Here is a 15,698-nt window from a genome sequence, read left to right as displayed (position 1 = left end):
GAAGGGTTCGACGATGAGCGATGGCCATCCGGCTACTCCCCCCTCGGGTGACCTGATGCCCGCGGACGCTTCACATGACCGCCACGCTCCGCTGCGCCACAGTGCACGCGCCCACGCACCGCGCACCATCCCCATCGTGACCGCTGCCATCGCGGCGATCGCCGGTTTCGTTGTGGTCTACGCCGGTACCGTCAGCCAGCAAATCGAAGGCGCGATCACGACTCAGGACGTTGACCACATTGTCGACGACATCGACATTGAGGTCGCAGAAACGGGGGCGCTGAACATTCTGCTCATGGGCTCCGACGTACGTGACGGGGAAAACGCCGAGATCGGCGGCGACGTCACCGGGGGCATGCGCAACGACACCACGATCATCGCCCATGTCGCTGGCGACCGTTCACGTGTGGACATGATCTCGATCCCCCGCGACATGCAGGTCACCATCCCCGACTGCGCGCTGCTTGATGGCGAAACGGTCACAGGCGGGTACGGCGACTTCAACATCGCCTTTTCCAACGGCGGAAAGAACGGCAACGCCGCAGAAGCAGCCGCCTGCACCATCAACACCATCCAGCAGGAGGCACAGGTCCCGATCGACCACTGGGCAGTCGTGGACTTCGCAGGATTCATCGACATGGTGGACGCCCTGGGTGGTGTCGAGATGTACATCCCGACCGACATCGTGTCCTCCAAAGCCAACCTCGAACTCGAAGCGGGCTGGCAGACACTCAACGGCGAGGAAGCGCTCGGGTACGCGCGCCTGCGCACCGCGGAAGTGGGTGACGTCTCGGGTTCCGACCTTCAACGCATCGAACGCCAGCAACAACTGCTCGACGCCATGATCCACACGATCTTCACGCAGAATCTGCTGACGGACGCAACCGCGCTCACGAAGTTCTTGCGCGCAGCCTCCGAGTCTCTGACCACCGACCCCGAACTGGGCCAAGTGGAGTTCGTATTGTCGCTGGCAGCAAGCCTGCGCAATACACCCGAGGACGATTTCAGTTTCTTCACCGTGCCGTGGGTTTACACCGAGGATCGGCTCAATGTGTTGCCCACGGAAGACGCGGAACTCATGTTCGAACAGTTGCGTGCCGATGAACCTATTACCCTGGACGCCGAAGGCGATGCCTCGTCAGATTGGGACAGCAGCACCGACGAGCCAGCGCCTGAGCCAACGACGACGACCAACTGATTGCCCGACGACCGCACGCGAGGGGGAACCGACCTCACGCGTGGCGCGTTATCGACGCAGACACTGACGCGCACGTGCACGCGATGCCCGGCCCGTGGCCCACAGGAGGACCAGCTTGAGTACACGCACCGCCCGGTTGCGCGCCCGCCACGGCTCGCGCATGCCCCGCAGCAGCGTCCTCACCACCGCCCTAGCCTCGGTGGCCGCCATCGCTGGCTTCAGCATCGTCCTTGGTGGCGCATACGTCACCAATGCGCAGGGCGCCATCGACCGCTACGACACCCGCACCATTGCAGCCGGGACGGACGGCGAAGCCAATGACGAGTACGTTCCCACAGACTTTGCAGGCGGCGAAGCCATCAACATCGTTGTCATCGGCACCGACGAACGCAACGACGAAAACGGCGAGATTGGCGGGCGTGTCGCTGAGGGTATGCGCGGAGACACCACCATGGTGGTCCACATCTCTGCGGACCGCACTCGCGTTGACGTCGTGTCGATTCCCCGCGACTCACGCGTCCGCGTCTCCGACTGCGAGCTGTACGACGGCACAGTGGTGCCCGGCTGGACTGGAAAGTTCAACATCGCGCTCGCGAACGGCGGCATCAACGGCGACCGCGGTGAAGGCGCCGCATGCGTGATGCGCACCATCACCGACCTCACTGACCTGGAGTTCAACGGCCACTTCATCATGGTGGACTTCTCAGGCTTCCAGAACATGGTGGATGCGATGGGTGGCGTTCCCATGTGCATCACCCAAGACATGTACGCGCCGAAGGCGAACCTTAACCTTGAGGCTGGCGCTCAGACCCTTGACGGCGAGACCGCCCTGGCCTTCGCGCGGGCACGCACCGGCCAAGGCCTTGGTGGAGACGGCACAGACCTGTCACGCATCGAACGCCAGCAAGAACTCCTCACCAACCTGGCGCGCAAGGTGCTGGGCTCAAACGTGCTGACGGACCTGCCCTCGCTCACCCAGTTGCTACGTGCCGGCGCCGAGTCTGTCTCAATGGACTCGGAGTTGGGCAAGATCGACAACCTTGTGGGCTTGCTATACAGCCTGCGCAGCTTCAACACATCAGAACTGAACTTCTACACCGTTCCATGGAAGTACGCCGGTGACGGCTCGGGCGACGTGCTGTGGGATGAACCCGCAGCAACGCAGATGTGGCAGGCGCTGATCGACGACGTCCCCATCGAGTCCGCGGAAGAAAACGTTGAGACCACCCCTTCTGCCACCCCCACCCCGGAGGCAGAAGGCGATGCGGACTCCACGACCAACGCGGACGCCGCTGACTCATCCGCAGAGACGGCGACCACTGAGTCGGTCATCGATACCGGAGACGCCACGGAAACCGCGTCGAACGCCTCTGACCCTGAGCCAAGCGTCACCCCCTCGCCTGTACGCGAGACGGAAGAAGACATCTTGGCCGAATGCACGCTGGAGTACTAACTCCGCGCTCACGCCTCGCATCGGCTCCCCTCCAACGACAACGACGCGCTGGTTTCACTGCCCTTCACGGACGGTGACGCCAGCGCGTCGTGCGTTGTCGAGTGGAGTTAAGCGCCGATGCCGCCGTCAGCAGCCGCCGATGACACGGTCGGCTTGGGCTTGCGGGTCATGCAGCAGTTGGCAGGGCAGACGTCCTGCCAGGGGCCCAGGTCAGTCAGCGCCTCACGCGCCCTAGGGGTGTCCCCCGCTGCGGCCACGTGGCGTTCTTCCACCAAGTCGATGAGTCCGGACACGAACTGTGGGTCCACACCGACGGTCGGAACACGCACCATGGCCAAGTCTCGTTCGTCGCAGGTTTCCTTGGCCTCGTTGTCGAGGTCCCAAGCCACTTCCATGTGGTCGGACACGAACCCAATCGGAGAGATCACGAGTCCGGTGACGGAGTCGTCGAGGGCTTCGATGGCGTCGTTGATGTCGGGCTCAAGCCACGGGATGCTGGGGTCTCCGGAGCGGGACTGGAAGACCAGCGACCAGGGCGTTCCGGGGAACTCCTGCTCGACAGCGTCCATCACCAGCGCGGACACGGCACGCTGCTGGTCCACATACCAACCGCCGCCGGCATACCATTCCTCACCGCCACCGGTGGGGACGGGTGTGCCGTCCGGGCGGGCTTCACGGGGTCCGGACACATCGGCCGCGGCGGTCGGGATGGAGTGGGTCGCGAACATCACGTGCGCGTTCTCCGCTTTGCCTGCCGCCTTGAGTTCGCGAAGGCCGTTGAGAACAGCATCGATGTTGGGCTTCACAAAACCGGGGTGGTCAAAGTACTGGCGGATTTTGTCCAGTCGCAGTTCGTCGGTCAGACCGGTGTCCGCCAACGCCGTGGCGAGGTCTTCGCGGTAGGCACGGCACCCCGAGTACGAGCTGAACGCAGTCGTGACCAGCACCAGCACCTTGCGGTGGCCGTCCTCGTGCAACTCCTTGAGCGCATCGGTGAAATACGGCGCCCAGAAGCGGTTGCCCCAGTAGACGGGCAGGTCGAGTCCACGCTTGGCGATCTCCTGCTCCAAAGCGGCCTTCAGATCACGGTTCTGCTCATTGATGGGGCTGATGCCGCCAAAGTGACGGTAGTGGTGGGACACCTCTTCGAGGCGTTCGTCCGGCACGCCACGGCCTGCGGTCACGTTGCGCAGGTACGGGATGACGTCGTCTTGGCCTTCGGGGCCGCCGAAGCCTGCCAGCAGAATACAGTCATAGGTGTCGGCATCGAGGACGCGCGCGGCGGCGTCGAGGGGAGCAAGCGTGTCGGTCATGAGGCCAGAACCTCCACAGCCTCCGCGGTTTCGATCCGGCGGCCGGTGTAGAACGGCAACTCTTCGCGGACGTGACGGCGTGCCTCCGTGTAGCGAAGGTCGCGCATCATGTCGACCAAGTCCAGGACGTCATCGGCTTCCATGGGCAGCAGCCACTCGTAGTCGCCCAACGCGAAGGCGGCAACAGTGTTCGCCACGACTCCCTTGAACTTGGCGCCCTTCATGCCGTGTTCGCGCAGCATCTGACCGCGCTCTTCGTCACTGAGCAAGTACCAGTCGTAGGAACGCACGAACGGGTACACCGTGAGCCAGTCGCGGGCGTGCTCGCCACGCAAGAAGCCGGGAACGTGGGCCCGGTTGAACTCGGCGGGGCGGTGCACGCCTGCAGCGGACCAGGTCAGCTTCGTGTCGGCCAACAGTTCCGTGGCGCGGAGTTCACGCAACGCCAGTTGCAGGTCAGCGAGGTCGGGACCGTGCAGCCACAGCATCACGGTGCCGTCGGCACGCATACCGGAGACGTCGTAGATGCCTCGCAGCACCACGTCGTGTGCGGCGAGTTCCTCGACTGCTGCGTCGAAGTGTTCGACCACTTCAGCAAGTTCATCGTCGGGCGCGTCGAGGAATCCGTCTAGGACCGAAAACAGGGTGAAGCCATGGGGCTGATCGCTCATTGGTCCATTGTGACCCGAGCATGCGCGCGTGTGAAATTGGATGACAGGGATAGGCCGATGCTGGGTATGGGCGCGCACCACCCCTCACCACACCGACCACAAAAGCGGGACTTTGGTCCTAGGTGGCGGCGTGGTGCATCCTCCACGCCCCGGCTACTCCTCAGGAGCCCCCAGCGTGGAGCGGGCGTCGTCGTCAACAATCGCAGCCAAACCAGAAAACCCTGCGGCGGCACCGACTAGGTGCAAGCCCGGAACAGGCTCACGGTCCCCTGGGCGCGTGGGAGCGGCGTCATGCCAGGTGACCTGCACCAGATCCCTCACCTGTGCGTCGGTGAGTTCCACGCCCAACAGGCGCGAGGCATCGGCCACTGCATGAGGGCTGAGGTCCTCCGCTGTTTCCAAGTTGTAGGACAACCGCACCAGGTGGCGTTCCGGAGCTTCGCGCGCCACCCACGCCCATTTGGCACTCGCATGAGTGAGGGCCTTGGCACGGGTCACATCGCCGACTGCGAGAACCCCGGAACCACGTGGCTGGCGGTCCAGCGCAGGCGCATCGAGGGACAGCGTCACGAGCGCGACCTGCTTGTCCGGAGCCCGCTCAATCTGTGGCACGAGCGCCGCCGCCACGGGACGTGACGCGGCAACCACCACAGCGTCGGCCTTCCACTTGTGGCCGTCGGTGACGACATTCCAGCGGCGGGTCTTGCGTGTCAGGGAGTACACGGGGGCATCGGTCACGATCCGCACGCCAGCGGCCTGGGCCTGTGCGGCAAGGGCATGCGTGAGTTGAAAAATGCCACCGTCGAGACCCATCACAGCCGAACCGGCCGGGGCTGCCGCGCGACGCCGTGCGGCGGCGCGCACCAGGCCCACCTCGGACACTTCCGCCGCGAGGCCCGCGGCCGCAGCGTCGATACGAAGGTCATCAACGGGACGGGAGAAGATGCCGCTCACGACGGGCGACATGAGCCGGTCCACAGCCGCGTCCCCCAGGCGCTTGCGGGCGATCTTGCCCAAGGAGTCATCAGGGGCAATGGGTTCCGGCGGCATGAACCGCTCTACAGCGGCTCGCAGCGCACCAGACCACCCCAGCGCCTTGCGCACATCTCGAGCCAACGACACCGTCGGCACGCCCAACCAACCTGCGCTGGGCATCGGATATGCGCGGTCCGGGCTGACGACCCACGCAGGCGCGCCCGCAGGCGTCACCAGTTTGTCTCCCAAGCCCAGGTCGCGGACAAGCGTCTCCACATAGCCGCCACGAGTCGCGAACGACTCCGCGCCAGCATCCATGTCGAGCCCGTCAACCCGAGTGCGGGAGACGCGTCCCCCCACCTCAGACTCGGCTTCCAAGACCGTCACGTCGTGGCCGTAAGAAGCCAGCCGGCGCGCAGCCAACAACCCCGCCGGGCCTGCCCCAATAACGATCCAGGTGCGCGGCTTAGCCACGCTCATGCACCTGGTCCACGATCGACTTCACCACATCGGGATTAGCGTGCGGCGGCATACCGTGACCCAAGTTCACGACGTGCCCGGGAGCCTCAGAGCCGCGGTCGAGTACGTCCTGAACATGCGCCGCCAACACCTCGGGGGGCGCGGCAAGCATCGCCGGATCAATGTTTCCTTGCAGCGGGAAACGCCCGCCGGTCACGGCAACCGCGCGGTCCAACGGCACCCGGTAGTCGACCCCCAGTGCGGTTGCGCCAGCAGCGCCGAGCGCGTCAAGCAGATGACCCGCGTTGGCCGCAAAGTGGATACGGGGCACCGGCAGATCCGCCACGGCAGTCAGAGCGGTGCGGGAACCGCCCGCGCAGTTCGCCACATACGCCTGTTCCGACAGCGACCCAGCCCACGAATCAAACAGCTGCACTGCGGACGCCCCCGCCAGCACCTGCGCACGCAAGAACAGACCGGCAGCCTTAGACGTCCACGCCACCAGCGCCTCCCACGTGGCAGGATCCGCGTGCATCAACTCACGCGCCGCCATATGGTCGCGCGACGGCCGCCCCTGCACCATGTACGCCGCCAAAGTAAACGGCGCGCCCGCGAAACCAATCAACGGCGTGGAACCCAACTGCGCGACCGTCAACGCCACAGCATCACGGATAGGAGCAAGCGCCACATCGAAGGCGCCTCCATCTCCGGTGACGCCCAAGTTCGGCAGCGCCTCAACATCGGCCATAGTCCGGATGGGGTGAGCAAACACCGGACCCACGCCCGGTTCAATCTCCACGCCCACACCCGCCACGCGCATCGGCACCACAATGTCGGAAAAGAAAATCGCCGCATCGACGCCATAGCGGCGTACCGGCTGCAAGGTGATTTCAGCCGCGAGCGCAGGCGTCAGACATGCCTCCAACATCTGCGTGCCCTTGCGCGCTTCCAGGTACTCCGGCAAGGACCGTCCCGCCTGCCGCATGAACCACACAGGCCTGTGCGAAGGCTGACGTCCCTGGAGCGCCGCCACGAGCGGGGAGTTCGCAGTAGCACCAGTCGCGAGGGGGTGAGAAGCGGGCAACACGGAAGCGGTCATGTCTCGATTCTGCCCTGAGTCGCGCGCATGTCAGAATGGAGGGGTGGTGCTGATGTCTCTAGTCGCCAGTCACCACAACCGTGATCTCACCGTCCTCGAGCAACTCAGCGTTGGTTCGGATGCGTTGGGAACGTCGGTGGTGCAAGGCGACTCCCCGGTCCGTGGTGCCGTCGTGCTTCCGACGTGCAACCGTTTCGAGGTGTACCTGGAAGTGGACGATGTCCAGTCCGGTCGCGCCGCAGTGATCGACGCGCTTGAGCGTACATCATCCCTGGATCGAAGTGCTATTGAGCAGGCGCTCGCCACCTATGAAGGCGACGACGCGGTCCACCACCTGCTGTCGGTCGCCACAGGACTCGAATCTATGGTGGTCGGCGAACGCGAGATTTCCGGGCAGGTCCGTCGCGCCCACATTGATGCGCAGGCCAGCCACCATGTGTCGCCGCTGTTGGACCGGCTTTTCCAGTCTGCGTTGAGAACGTCCCGAGTCGTGGCATCCTCCACAGGTTTGGGAACCTCGGGCCGTTCTGTGGTGTCGGTCGCGTTCGACTTGGCCTCGTCAACTGTCGATTGGCCTCGCGCCAAGGCCCTCCTCATTGGGACGGGCGCGCTCGCGGAGACAGGTGTGGGGTCGCTCCTGACGCGCGGCGTCGACATTGTGGGGGTGTACTCGCCCTCGGGACGTGGCGACGAATTTGGCGCTCGCCATGGTCTGCGGTCCCTCGACATCGATGGCCTCAAGGCTGCGCTGGCCGACGTTGACATGGTGCTGGCGTGCTCCGGCGGAGAGTCGATCGTGTTGACGCCCGCGATGGTTTCTGCCGCTCGTGCAGAATCATCCCGGCCTGTCACCTTGGTGGATCTTGCACTGCACCGCGATGTCGCCCCCGGCGTCGCCGAGCTGCGCGGCGTCCACGTCATCAACTTGGAGTCCGTCGGGGCCCAAGCCCCGGGCGAGTCTGTGACGTCGATTGACGCCGCCCGGTCCATCGTGGCTCACGCCGTGGCGCGCTTTGGCGACGGCGAGAGCGCCCGTGCACTCGATCCCGCCGTGGTGGCCTTGCGAGAGCACGTGTTTGGAATCTTGGAGAAGGAACTGGGACGGGTGAAGCCTGGCCCCGGCGCTTCCGAAGAAACCGTGGCGCAGGCCGATGCTGTGGAACAGTCGCTGCGGCGCTTTGCCCGGACGCTGCTTCACACCCCCACAGTGCGTGCTCGTGAGCATGCACAGGCGGGCCAGGCCGACCGATACCTCGGTGCCATTCGCGCGCTCTACGGCATCGATGTTGACATGCCCGTCGACGCTTGCCCAGCCGACGAAATTGAGTTTTCTGACGAATCCGCGTCGAGCCTCGAACACAACGCCTAGCGCTTTTGCACTGGTAGACCAGCGCGTCCCAGATCGTCCGTGCAACAGCAGGTGCGGATTCCATCACTCGCGCGTTGCATTATTCCCCTTCGATGATTTACCTTAGGTGAGCCTTACCTACGTTACGTAGCGGTGTACTGCGATGTGCGCCCACCCCTCACCAAGGAGCCTCATGCCTCGGCGTGCCCTGATAGCGACTGCTGCCGCCGCGGCATTGGTGATCGCTGTCGCACTGTCGCTGGCCATCGGCTCACGGTCTATTGACCTGGGCACCGTGGGAGAAGCGCTCTTCGCCTTCAATCCCGAGGACCCCGAACAGCTCATCGTGCGGGAACTCCGGGTCTCCCGCACCGTCATCGCCGTCCTCGCCGGAGCGGCGCTGGGCATTGCAGGCGCACTCATGCAGTCGTTGACGCGTAACCCGTTTGCGGACCCCGGTCTGCTCGGCATCAACGCCGGAGCCTCACTGGCCGTCGTCATCGCGCCCACCTTGGGAATCACGGGCTTCGCCGCACAAGTCCCCGTGGCGTTCGTCGGCGCAGGAATCGCCGCAGTGATCGTCTACGCGATCGGCGCGCGAGGAGCCGCCGCAGGCGCCCCCGTGCGCCTAGCCCTCGCAGGTGTCGCGTTCACCGCGCTCATCACGTCGATCACCAACGCCGTCCTCCTCACCAACGACGCCACCCTGGACCAGTACCGACTCTGGGTTGCAGGTTCCCTCACGGGACGGCAAAGCGAAGACATCACCACCCTGATCCCAATCGTGCTGGTCGCGATCGGCGCAGGACTGCTGTTCTCCCGCCAACTCCAAGCCGTGAGCCTGGGAGAAGACACCGCACGCGCCCTAGGCATCAACATCACCGCCACCAGAGTGATCACCATCATCATCGTCACCCTGCTGGCAGCATCGGCCACCGCAGCTGCGGGCCCCATCGTTTTCGTTGGCCTTGCGGTCCCCCACGTCGCACGTGCGCTCGTCGGTGCGTCGCTGCCCTGGTTGCTCGTCGTCAGTGCCTTCGGAGGCGCCACACTCGTGCTGGTATGCGACGTCATCGGCCGCGTCGTGGCCCCGCCGTCGGAAATCGGCGTCGGCATCACCACGGCGTTCATCGGAGGCCTCATCTTCGCCATCATGGCCCGCCGCATGAAGGTGGTGGAACTGTGAAGATTCTGCGCATCGGCCCGCTGGGGATCACCACCCACCAGCGCACCTTCGCCGTGGGCCTAGCCCTCTTCGCCGTACTCGCCGGGCTGTTCATCTTTGCGCTCGTACAAGGCAAAGCCGACATCGGCGTGCTCGACTCCCTCAAAGCCTCCGTCGGCATCCCCGTGGGCGCGCCCGGAGACTTCATCGTGGGCCAGGTCCGCGCACCGCGCGCCTTCACCGCGATCCTGGTGGGCGCAACCCTCGGCCTCTCCGGCGCGATTCTGCAATCGCTGACCCGCAACCCGCTCGCATCGCCCGACTTCATCGGCATCAGCGCAGGAGCCAGCACTGGTGCAGTCATCACCATGTGGCTCGTCGGCGGCGGATCGCTATGGATCACCGCGGCGGGCGCCGCCGTCGGCGGACTACTGATTTCGCTCCTCATCTTCGCGTTGGCATGGAAGCGCGGCATCGTTCCCCTGCGCCTGATCCTTGCGGGCATCGGCATGGGCTTCGTCGCCCAGTCCGTCACCCAGTACCTCCTCACCCGCATGGACGTCCACGACGCAGGCACGGCTCTGGGATGGCTCGTCGGCTCTACCACCGGGCGCACCTGGACCCACGTCACCGTGGCCGCCACCATCCTGGGCGTGCTCGTCCCGATCATCCTGTGGCATGCCCGTGCCCTCCGCACCATGGAGATGGGGGACGACACCGCCCGCGCCCTCGGCATCCCCGTGGCACGCTCACGCGCGATCCTCGCTGTCAGCTCGGTGCTCCTCGCCGCTGCCGCCACCGCCATCTGTGGCCCCATTGCATTCATCGCCCTTGTCGCCCCCGCCCTCGCACTCCGCCTCACCCGCAACGCAGGCGTCACCCTCATCCCGTCCGCGCTCATGGGCGCTGTCCTCCTGCTTGCCGCAGACCAGGCGTCCCAGCTCATGCCCGCAACTTTGCAGTTCCCCGTAGGAATCTTCACCGCCGCGGTTGGCGCCCCCTACCTCTTGTGGTTGGTGTGGCGCGCATCCAAAGGAGGCACACAGTGAGCAGACTCCAGACCACCAACGCCGTCATCGGCTATGGCGACACCCCTATTGTCCATGGCGTCAACGTGGAGATCCCCGACGGCAAGATCACCGCGATCGTCGGCCCCAACGGTTGCGGCAAGTCCACTCTCCTGCGCGCGCTCGTACGCCTCCTGAACCCGTCCCACGGCACCGTGGCACTCGACGGTGAGGACATTCACTCGATCCCCACCAAAGAAGTAGCTCGACGAGTTGGCCTTCTCCCCCAGTCCCCCATCGCGCCCGCGGGGATCACCGTCAAAGAACTCGTCGCCCGTGGCCGCACCCCCCACCAGAAGGTGCTGCGCCCCTGGTCGGCCGCTGACGAAACCGCGGTGATGAGTGCCCTGCACTCCACCAACCTCACTTCCATCCAAGACTCCGTCGTCGACGAACTTTCCGGCGGCCAACGCCAACGCGCCTGGATCGCCCTCGCACTCGCCCAAGACACGCCGCTCATGCTGCTGGACGAGCCCACGACATACCTCGACATCGCCCACCAGTACGAGGTGCTCGACCTCCTGCACCGCCTCAACACGCGTCAGAGCCGCACCATCGTGATGGTGGTGCACGACCTGCACCAGGCGGCACGGTACGCCCACCACGTCATCGCGATGCGAGACGGGAAAGTGGCAGCCTCGGGCAACCCCACGGACGTCTTCACCCAAGAACTCGTCAGCGACGTCTTCACCATTGACGCCCGCGTGTTCCCCGACCCCGTCACCGGAACGCCCATCATCGTCCCTGCTCAAGGACCAGGAGACAGCGAATGACCGTCACCGCTCCGTACATCCGCTCCGCAGCAGCACTCGTGGCCGCAGTCCCCGGCGTCGCCGTGCACCTCACCCTTCCGGACCAGTCCGTGATTGCAGGTGACAGCGACGACGCCACCATGTGCGGACATACCTTCCGCAGCCTCGTCATCGACCAGTTCTTGGACGGCAGCGGTCTCGACCACGCCACCCTCACGATCCCGAACGCCGACCACATCACTGGCCTCATCAGCAACGGCCGCACCGGCAAGGCCGCCGCGCGCTGGTTTGTCTCTCCCCTCCCCGCACCGATGACCGTAGAGACGCTGCGCGAAGCAGGCCACACCAAAGCCCCGCTGCAAGCACTCGTGCGCGCCGACGCAGACCTTGGCGTGTCCGTCGTCGCCGTGCGCGACCAGTCCGGCGCCTCCACCCCCACCGAACTTGACGACGCTGCCGTTGCCGCATCGGCCGCCTGCGTCGTCGCCCACCTGCTGGCCACAGCAGGACTCTCCTCGTCACCGACCGGTACGACCCACCCCAACAGATAAGGAACCCCGATGTTCATGGACATCAAGCGCGGAATCCCCGCCGTCACCATGGCGGCCGCCGCAGCGCTCGTGCTGTCCGCTTGCGCCTCCGACTCCGAGGCCAACGACGGGACGGACTCGACCGCCACCGCGGGCGCCACCACCGAAGCGGCCGCAGGCTTCCCCGTGACCCTCGACACCGCCATGGGCGAGGTCACCATTGACGAAGAGCCCCAGCGCGTCGTCACGCTCGGCTCGCACGAGCACGAGTACCTGTACTCGCTCGGCGTCGCCCCCGTCGCCGTTCCCGTCTCCTGGCAGGGCTACGACAACGGCACCGGCCCCTGGGCAGACGAAGCTCGCATCGCCGCAGGCGCCGAGCCCGAACTCTTCGAGCCTGGCACCACCACCTACGACGCCGAGGCCATCGCCGCGTTCTCGCCCGACCTCATCGTCGCGACCTACCCCAACCACGAAATGACGCCTGAGGAGTATGAACTCCTGTCCGGCATCGCCCCTGTGGTCACCCGCCCCGCAACGGACTCCGACGGCAATGAGACCGTCGAATGGGGTGTCACCCTCGCCGACGAGCTGACGCTGCTGGCCCAGGCCACCGGCACCACCGACAAGGCCGAAGAGATCATTGCCGACCTCGATGCTCAGTTCGCTGAGGTTCGTGATGCTCACCCCGAGTGGGAAGGTCTCACCTCCCAGGTGGGCGGCTACTACGAGGGCCAGGCCTTCGTCTACGCCGCATCGGACACCCGTAACCAGTTCCTCGCGAACGTGGGCCTCGACGTCGCCTCCATCGAAGGCACCGAGTCCGCTTGGATGCAGATCAGCGCCGAGCAGCTCGACGTCCTGGGTGAACTCGACTCGATCGTGTGGCAGGTCGCAACCGACCCCACCACTCAGCAGTCGCTCGAAGCACTTCCGCTGTTCGACTCGCTCAACACCACCACGGTGGGCGGCAACGTGTGGCTGACCGACTCCATCCTCGAGGGCGCGTTCTTCGCGAACTCCCCCTCGTCGATCGAGTTCGCCCTCGACGCGTTCGTGCCGATGCTTGAGTCCGCCCTCGACGGCGACCCCGCCACCGAGGTTGTGCCCTTCTCCTCGGAGGGCTAACTCTCCACGGACGCGTCTACCGCGTCTACCGGTGAGGGCCGATGCCTCACTCACCCGAGCATCGGCCCTCACCACCCGCAGTCCCCACCAGTGTCAGGAGACACCATGACTGACTCGTTCGTCGTCACCGTTGCCGCAACAGAACACCTCAGCCCCAACCTTCGCCGCGTCGCCCTGACCGGAGAGTCGTTGCGGGCGTGGGAATCCACCGGCAAAGCCGACGAGTTTGTCCACGTCCACATTCCCGGGGACAACCCTGCGGATGGGTGGGAAGACGATCACGACATTGCCCGCCATTACACGATCCGCCGGTGGGATCCTGCCGGCCCCAGCCTGGTGCTGGATGTGGTGACGCACGGGCACGGGCTGGGTGCCACGTGGGCGAAGACCACCACTCCGGGCGACACGGTCGCTGTCAGCACCCCCCACGGGTATTACAGCCCTCCAGAGGGCTCCACGCGGCGGCTGCTGATCGCTGACGCGACCGGCCTGCCCGCCGTGGCTCGCATCCTTGAAGAAGCGTCGCCGAACGAGACCTTCGACGTCCTCATCGAACTGATTTCCACCGACGACGCCATCGCGTTGCCGTCCCCCGCCACCGTGAACGTGGAGTGGCGGGTGTCGGGCAATGGACGCGGCCCCTCAGCACTGGTCAGTGCGATGGGCCGGCTCGAGGTTCCCGAGGGCGACACCTATGTGTGGGTGGCGTGCGAAAGCGCCGAATCGCGCCGCGCGCGGGCATTCATCCGCGACAGCTGGGCTCGCCACCACAGCCTCTACCGCATCGTTGGCTACTGGCACGTGGACCAGGAAGAACAACTCAAGAAGTGGGAAGCGCTCACCGATGAGCAGAAGGCCCGCTACTTGGAGATCTGGGACGAGAACCGTCCCGACGAGGTGAACTGGCTGGAACTAGAGCCCTACCTCCAGGAGCTGGGGCTGTAGCCCCCTCCCACTTGCTCCGACCTCCCCCCTCCGTCAAATGGCTCCGTTTGGTGGTTTTAGTTAGCTACAACAGGAAGATGGCTCCATTTGACGGGGAGGGGGCAGGGCGGGCTACAGGCTAGAGGTCGAGGCGTTCCAGCATGTCCGTGACCAGCGCAGCCACCGCGGACCGCTCCGAGCGTTCCAACGTCACGTGCGCGAACAGCGGGTGGCCTTTGAGAGCCTCAATCACGGCGGCCACACCGTCGTGGCGCCCCACTCGCAAGTTGTCGCGTTGTGCCACGTCGTGAGTCAGCACTACACGCGAGTCTTGGCCGATGCGGCTCAACATCGTGAGCAGCACGTTGCGTTCAAGCGATTGGGCCTCGTCCACAATGACGAACGCGTCATGCAATGATCGGCCGCGGATGTGGGTCAGCGGCAGGACCTCGAGCATGCCGCGGGCCATCACTTCCTCGACGACTTCGCTGGACACCATCGCGCCAAGCGTGTCGAATACGGCTTGCGCCCAGGGGTTCATCTTTTCTGTCTCGGAGCCCGGCAGGTATCCCAAGTCTTGGCCACCAACGGCGTAGAGCGGGCGGAACACCATGATCTTCTTGTGCTGACGGCGTTCCATCACCGCTTCGAGGCCCGCGCATAGGGCCAAGGCGCTCTTTCCGGTTCCGGCACGGCCACCCATGGAGACGATCCCCACGGTTTCGTCCAGCAGGAGGTCGATCGCGACGCGCTGTTCCGCGGACCGTCCGTGCACTCCGAACACTTCCTGGTCGCCGCGCACCAACTGGATGCCGCCGTGGTCCGTGACCCGTCCAAGGGCGGAACCGCGTGGGGACTGGATGACCAGGCCGGTGTGGACGGGGAGGCTTGCAGTGTCTTCCCCACACTGCTCGGCCGTGACGGGGTCTACGTGTTCGGTCTCGTAGAGGGAGGATATTTGCTCGTCGGTGAGCTGGATTTCCCGCATGCCGGTCCACCCGGAATCAACCGCGAGTTCTGCACGGTACTCCTCCGCCTCGATCCCTAGCGCGGAGGCCTTGACGCGCATCGGCAGGTCCTTCGAGACGACAACCACGCTGTGGCCCTCGGCCTTGAGGTTCGCGGCAACGGCCAGGATGCGAGTGTCGTTGTCACCCAGCCGGAATCCTGAGGGCAGCACGCTTTGATCTGTGTGGTTCAGTTCGACGCGAATACTGCCGCCCGCCTCATTGGCCGCCACAGGTTCGTCGAGTTTGCCGTGCTTGACGCGGAACTGGTCAAGCATTCGCAACGCCGACCGCGCAAAGTAGCCCAGCTCGGGGTGGTGGCGTTTGGCTTCCAGTTCTGTGATCACCACCACGGGCAACACGACCGAGTGCTCAGCGAAGCGCTTGAGTGCGCCTGGATCGGACAGCAGGACGGAGGTGTCGAGCACGAAGGTCCGCAGCTCGGTTGCGGCCTCAGCGTTGATGGATGGTGTGGTGTCGAACTCGGTGGTGGTCACGTGGCGCTCCCGGGGTTAGGCCGTGGAGCGGCTAGCCCCCCCCCCCCCCGCGGGGGGCCCCGGCGGCGCGCGGGGGGGGGGGCGGTGCCGCGCCGACCGCTCCACGGCGGTC

14 protein-coding genes are annotated in these 15,698 nt (G+C 65.4%); 9 read left to right on the top strand and 5 right to left on the bottom strand.

Annotation, left to right across the window (positions count from 1 at the left end):
* Positions 1-13: 13 nt before the first annotated feature.
* A complete protein-coding gene (locus ON058_RS10335; protein WP_274668965.1) occupies positions 14-1,198 on the top strand; it encodes an LCP family protein in 1,185 nt (394 codons plus the stop codon).
* 115 nt (positions 1,199-1,313) lie between these two features.
* Positions 1,314-2,651, top strand: coding sequence for an LCP family protein (locus ON058_RS10330; RefSeq protein ID WP_274668964.1), 1,338 nt, complete (start codon positions 1,314-1,316; stop codon positions 2,649-2,651).
* A 107-nt stretch (positions 2,652-2,758) separates the two neighbouring features.
* On the opposite strand, the gene ON058_RS10325 is transcribed toward ON058_RS10330, so the two are convergent.
* The 4 genes from ON058_RS10325 to hemE form a co-directional block, all read right to left on the bottom strand.
* Positions 2,759-3,964: a ferrochelatase gene (locus ON058_RS10325; protein WP_274668963.1), complete on the bottom strand. Its 1,206-nt coding sequence runs from the start codon at positions 3,962-3,964 to the stop codon at positions 2,759-2,761.
* A complete protein-coding gene (gene hemQ, locus ON058_RS10320) occupies positions 3,961-4,635 on the bottom strand; it encodes a hydrogen peroxide-dependent heme synthase (protein ID WP_274668962.1) in 675 nt (224 codons plus the stop codon). The genes ON058_RS10325 and hemQ overlap by 4 nt, the downstream gene beginning before the upstream one ends.
* 153 nt (positions 4,636-4,788) lie before the next feature.
* On the bottom strand, positions 4,789-6,090 hold the full coding sequence (locus ON058_RS10315) for an NAD(P)/FAD-dependent oxidoreductase (protein ID WP_274668961.1): 1,302 nt from the start codon (positions 6,088-6,090) through the stop codon (positions 4,789-4,791).
* Positions 6,077-7,168 carry a uroporphyrinogen decarboxylase gene (gene hemE, locus ON058_RS10310; protein WP_274668960.1) on the bottom strand — a complete coding sequence of 364 codons (1,092 nt, stop codon included), beginning with the start codon at positions 7,166-7,168 and terminating at the stop codon, positions 6,077-6,079. Before hemE ends, ON058_RS10315 begins: the two co-directional genes overlap by 14 nt.
* Before the next feature lie 52 nt (positions 7,169-7,220).
* Here hemE and ON058_RS10305 point away from each other — a divergent pair, with 52 nt between their 5' ends.
* The 7 genes from ON058_RS10305 (at position 7,221) to ON058_RS10275 (ending at position 14,103) form a co-directional block, all read left to right on the top strand.
* Positions 7,221-8,537, top strand: a complete 1,317-nt coding sequence (locus ON058_RS10305) for a glutamyl-tRNA reductase (protein WP_274668959.1) — start codon at positions 7,221-7,223, stop codon at positions 8,535-8,537.
* A 172-nt stretch (positions 8,538-8,709) separates the two neighbouring features.
* On the top strand, positions 8,710-9,702 hold the full coding sequence (locus ON058_RS10300) for an iron ABC transporter permease (RefSeq protein ID WP_274668958.1): 993 nt from the start codon (positions 8,710-8,712) through the stop codon (positions 9,700-9,702).
* Positions 9,699-10,730 carry an iron chelate uptake ABC transporter family permease subunit gene (locus ON058_RS10295; RefSeq protein ID WP_274668957.1) on the top strand — a complete coding sequence of 344 codons (1,032 nt, stop codon included), beginning with the start codon at positions 9,699-9,701 and terminating at the stop codon, positions 10,728-10,730. Before ON058_RS10300 ends, ON058_RS10295 begins: the two co-directional genes overlap by 4 nt.
* A gap of 26 nt (positions 10,731-10,756) precedes the next feature.
* Positions 10,757-11,521 carry an ABC transporter ATP-binding protein gene (locus tag ON058_RS10290; RefSeq protein ID WP_274669102.1) on the top strand — a complete coding sequence of 255 codons (765 nt, stop codon included), beginning with the start codon at positions 10,757-10,759 and terminating at the stop codon, positions 11,519-11,521.
* Positions 11,518-12,051, top strand: a complete 534-nt coding sequence (locus tag ON058_RS10285) for a hypothetical protein (protein ID WP_274668956.1) — start codon at positions 11,518-11,520, stop codon at positions 12,049-12,051. Before ON058_RS10290 ends, ON058_RS10285 begins: the two co-directional genes overlap by 4 nt.
* Before the next feature lie 9 nt (positions 12,052-12,060).
* Complete coding sequence (locus tag ON058_RS10280; RefSeq protein ID WP_274668955.1) at positions 12,061-13,158, top strand: ABC transporter substrate-binding protein; 1,098 nt, start codon at positions 12,061-12,063, stop codon at positions 13,156-13,158.
* A gap of 105 nt (positions 13,159-13,263) precedes the next feature.
* Positions 13,264-14,103 (top strand): siderophore-interacting protein, encoded by an 840-nt coding sequence (locus ON058_RS10275; protein WP_274668954.1) that lies wholly within the window; start codon positions 13,264-13,266, stop codon positions 14,101-14,103.
* A gap of 118 nt (positions 14,104-14,221) precedes the next feature.
* Here ON058_RS10275 and ON058_RS10270 read toward each other — a convergent pair whose 3' ends face one another.
* Positions 14,222-15,553 carry a PhoH family protein gene (locus tag ON058_RS10270; RefSeq protein WP_274669101.1) on the bottom strand — a complete coding sequence of 444 codons (1,332 nt, stop codon included), beginning with the start codon at positions 15,551-15,553 and terminating at the stop codon, positions 14,222-14,224.
* Positions 15,554-15,698 lie beyond the last annotated feature (145 nt).

The organism is Demequina sp. B12 (genome assembly GCF_028823635.1).
Taxonomy (GTDB): domain Bacteria; phylum Actinomycetota; class Actinomycetes; order Actinomycetales; family Demequinaceae; genus Demequina.
Note: the sequence above shows the minus strand (reverse complement) of the source record. Positions and strands in the feature narration are given on the sequence as shown.

Coding starts and splice junctions, on each gene's coding strand:
- ON058_RS10335 (WP_274668965.1), top strand. CDS start 14: ATGAGCGATGGCCATCCGGCTACTCCCCCCTCGGGTGACCTGATGCCC.
- ON058_RS10325 (WP_274668963.1), bottom strand. CDS start 3,964: ATGACCGACACGCTTGCTCCCCTCGACGCCGCCGCGCGCGTCCTCGAT.
- hemQ (WP_274668962.1), bottom strand. CDS start 4,635: ATGAGCGATCAGCCCCATGGCTTCACCCTGTTTTCGGTCCTAGACGGA.
- ON058_RS10315 (WP_274668961.1), bottom strand. CDS start 6,090: ATGAGCGTGGCTAAGCCGCGCACCTGGATCGTTATTGGGGCAGGCCCG.
- hemE (WP_274668960.1), bottom strand. CDS start 7,168: ATGACCGCTTCCGTGTTGCCCGCTTCTCACCCCCTCGCGACTGGTGCT.
- ON058_RS10305 (WP_274668959.1), top strand. CDS start 7,221: ATGTCTCTAGTCGCCAGTCACCACAACCGTGATCTCACCGTCCTCGAG.
- ON058_RS10300 (WP_274668958.1), top strand. CDS start 8,710: ATGCCTCGGCGTGCCCTGATAGCGACTGCTGCCGCCGCGGCATTGGTG.
- ON058_RS10285 (WP_274668956.1), top strand. CDS start 11,518: ATGACCGTCACCGCTCCGTACATCCGCTCCGCAGCAGCACTCGTGGCC.
- ON058_RS10280 (WP_274668955.1), top strand. CDS start 12,061: ATGTTCATGGACATCAAGCGCGGAATCCCCGCCGTCACCATGGCGGCC.
- ON058_RS10275 (WP_274668954.1), top strand. CDS start 13,264: ATGACTGACTCGTTCGTCGTCACCGTTGCCGCAACAGAACACCTCAGC.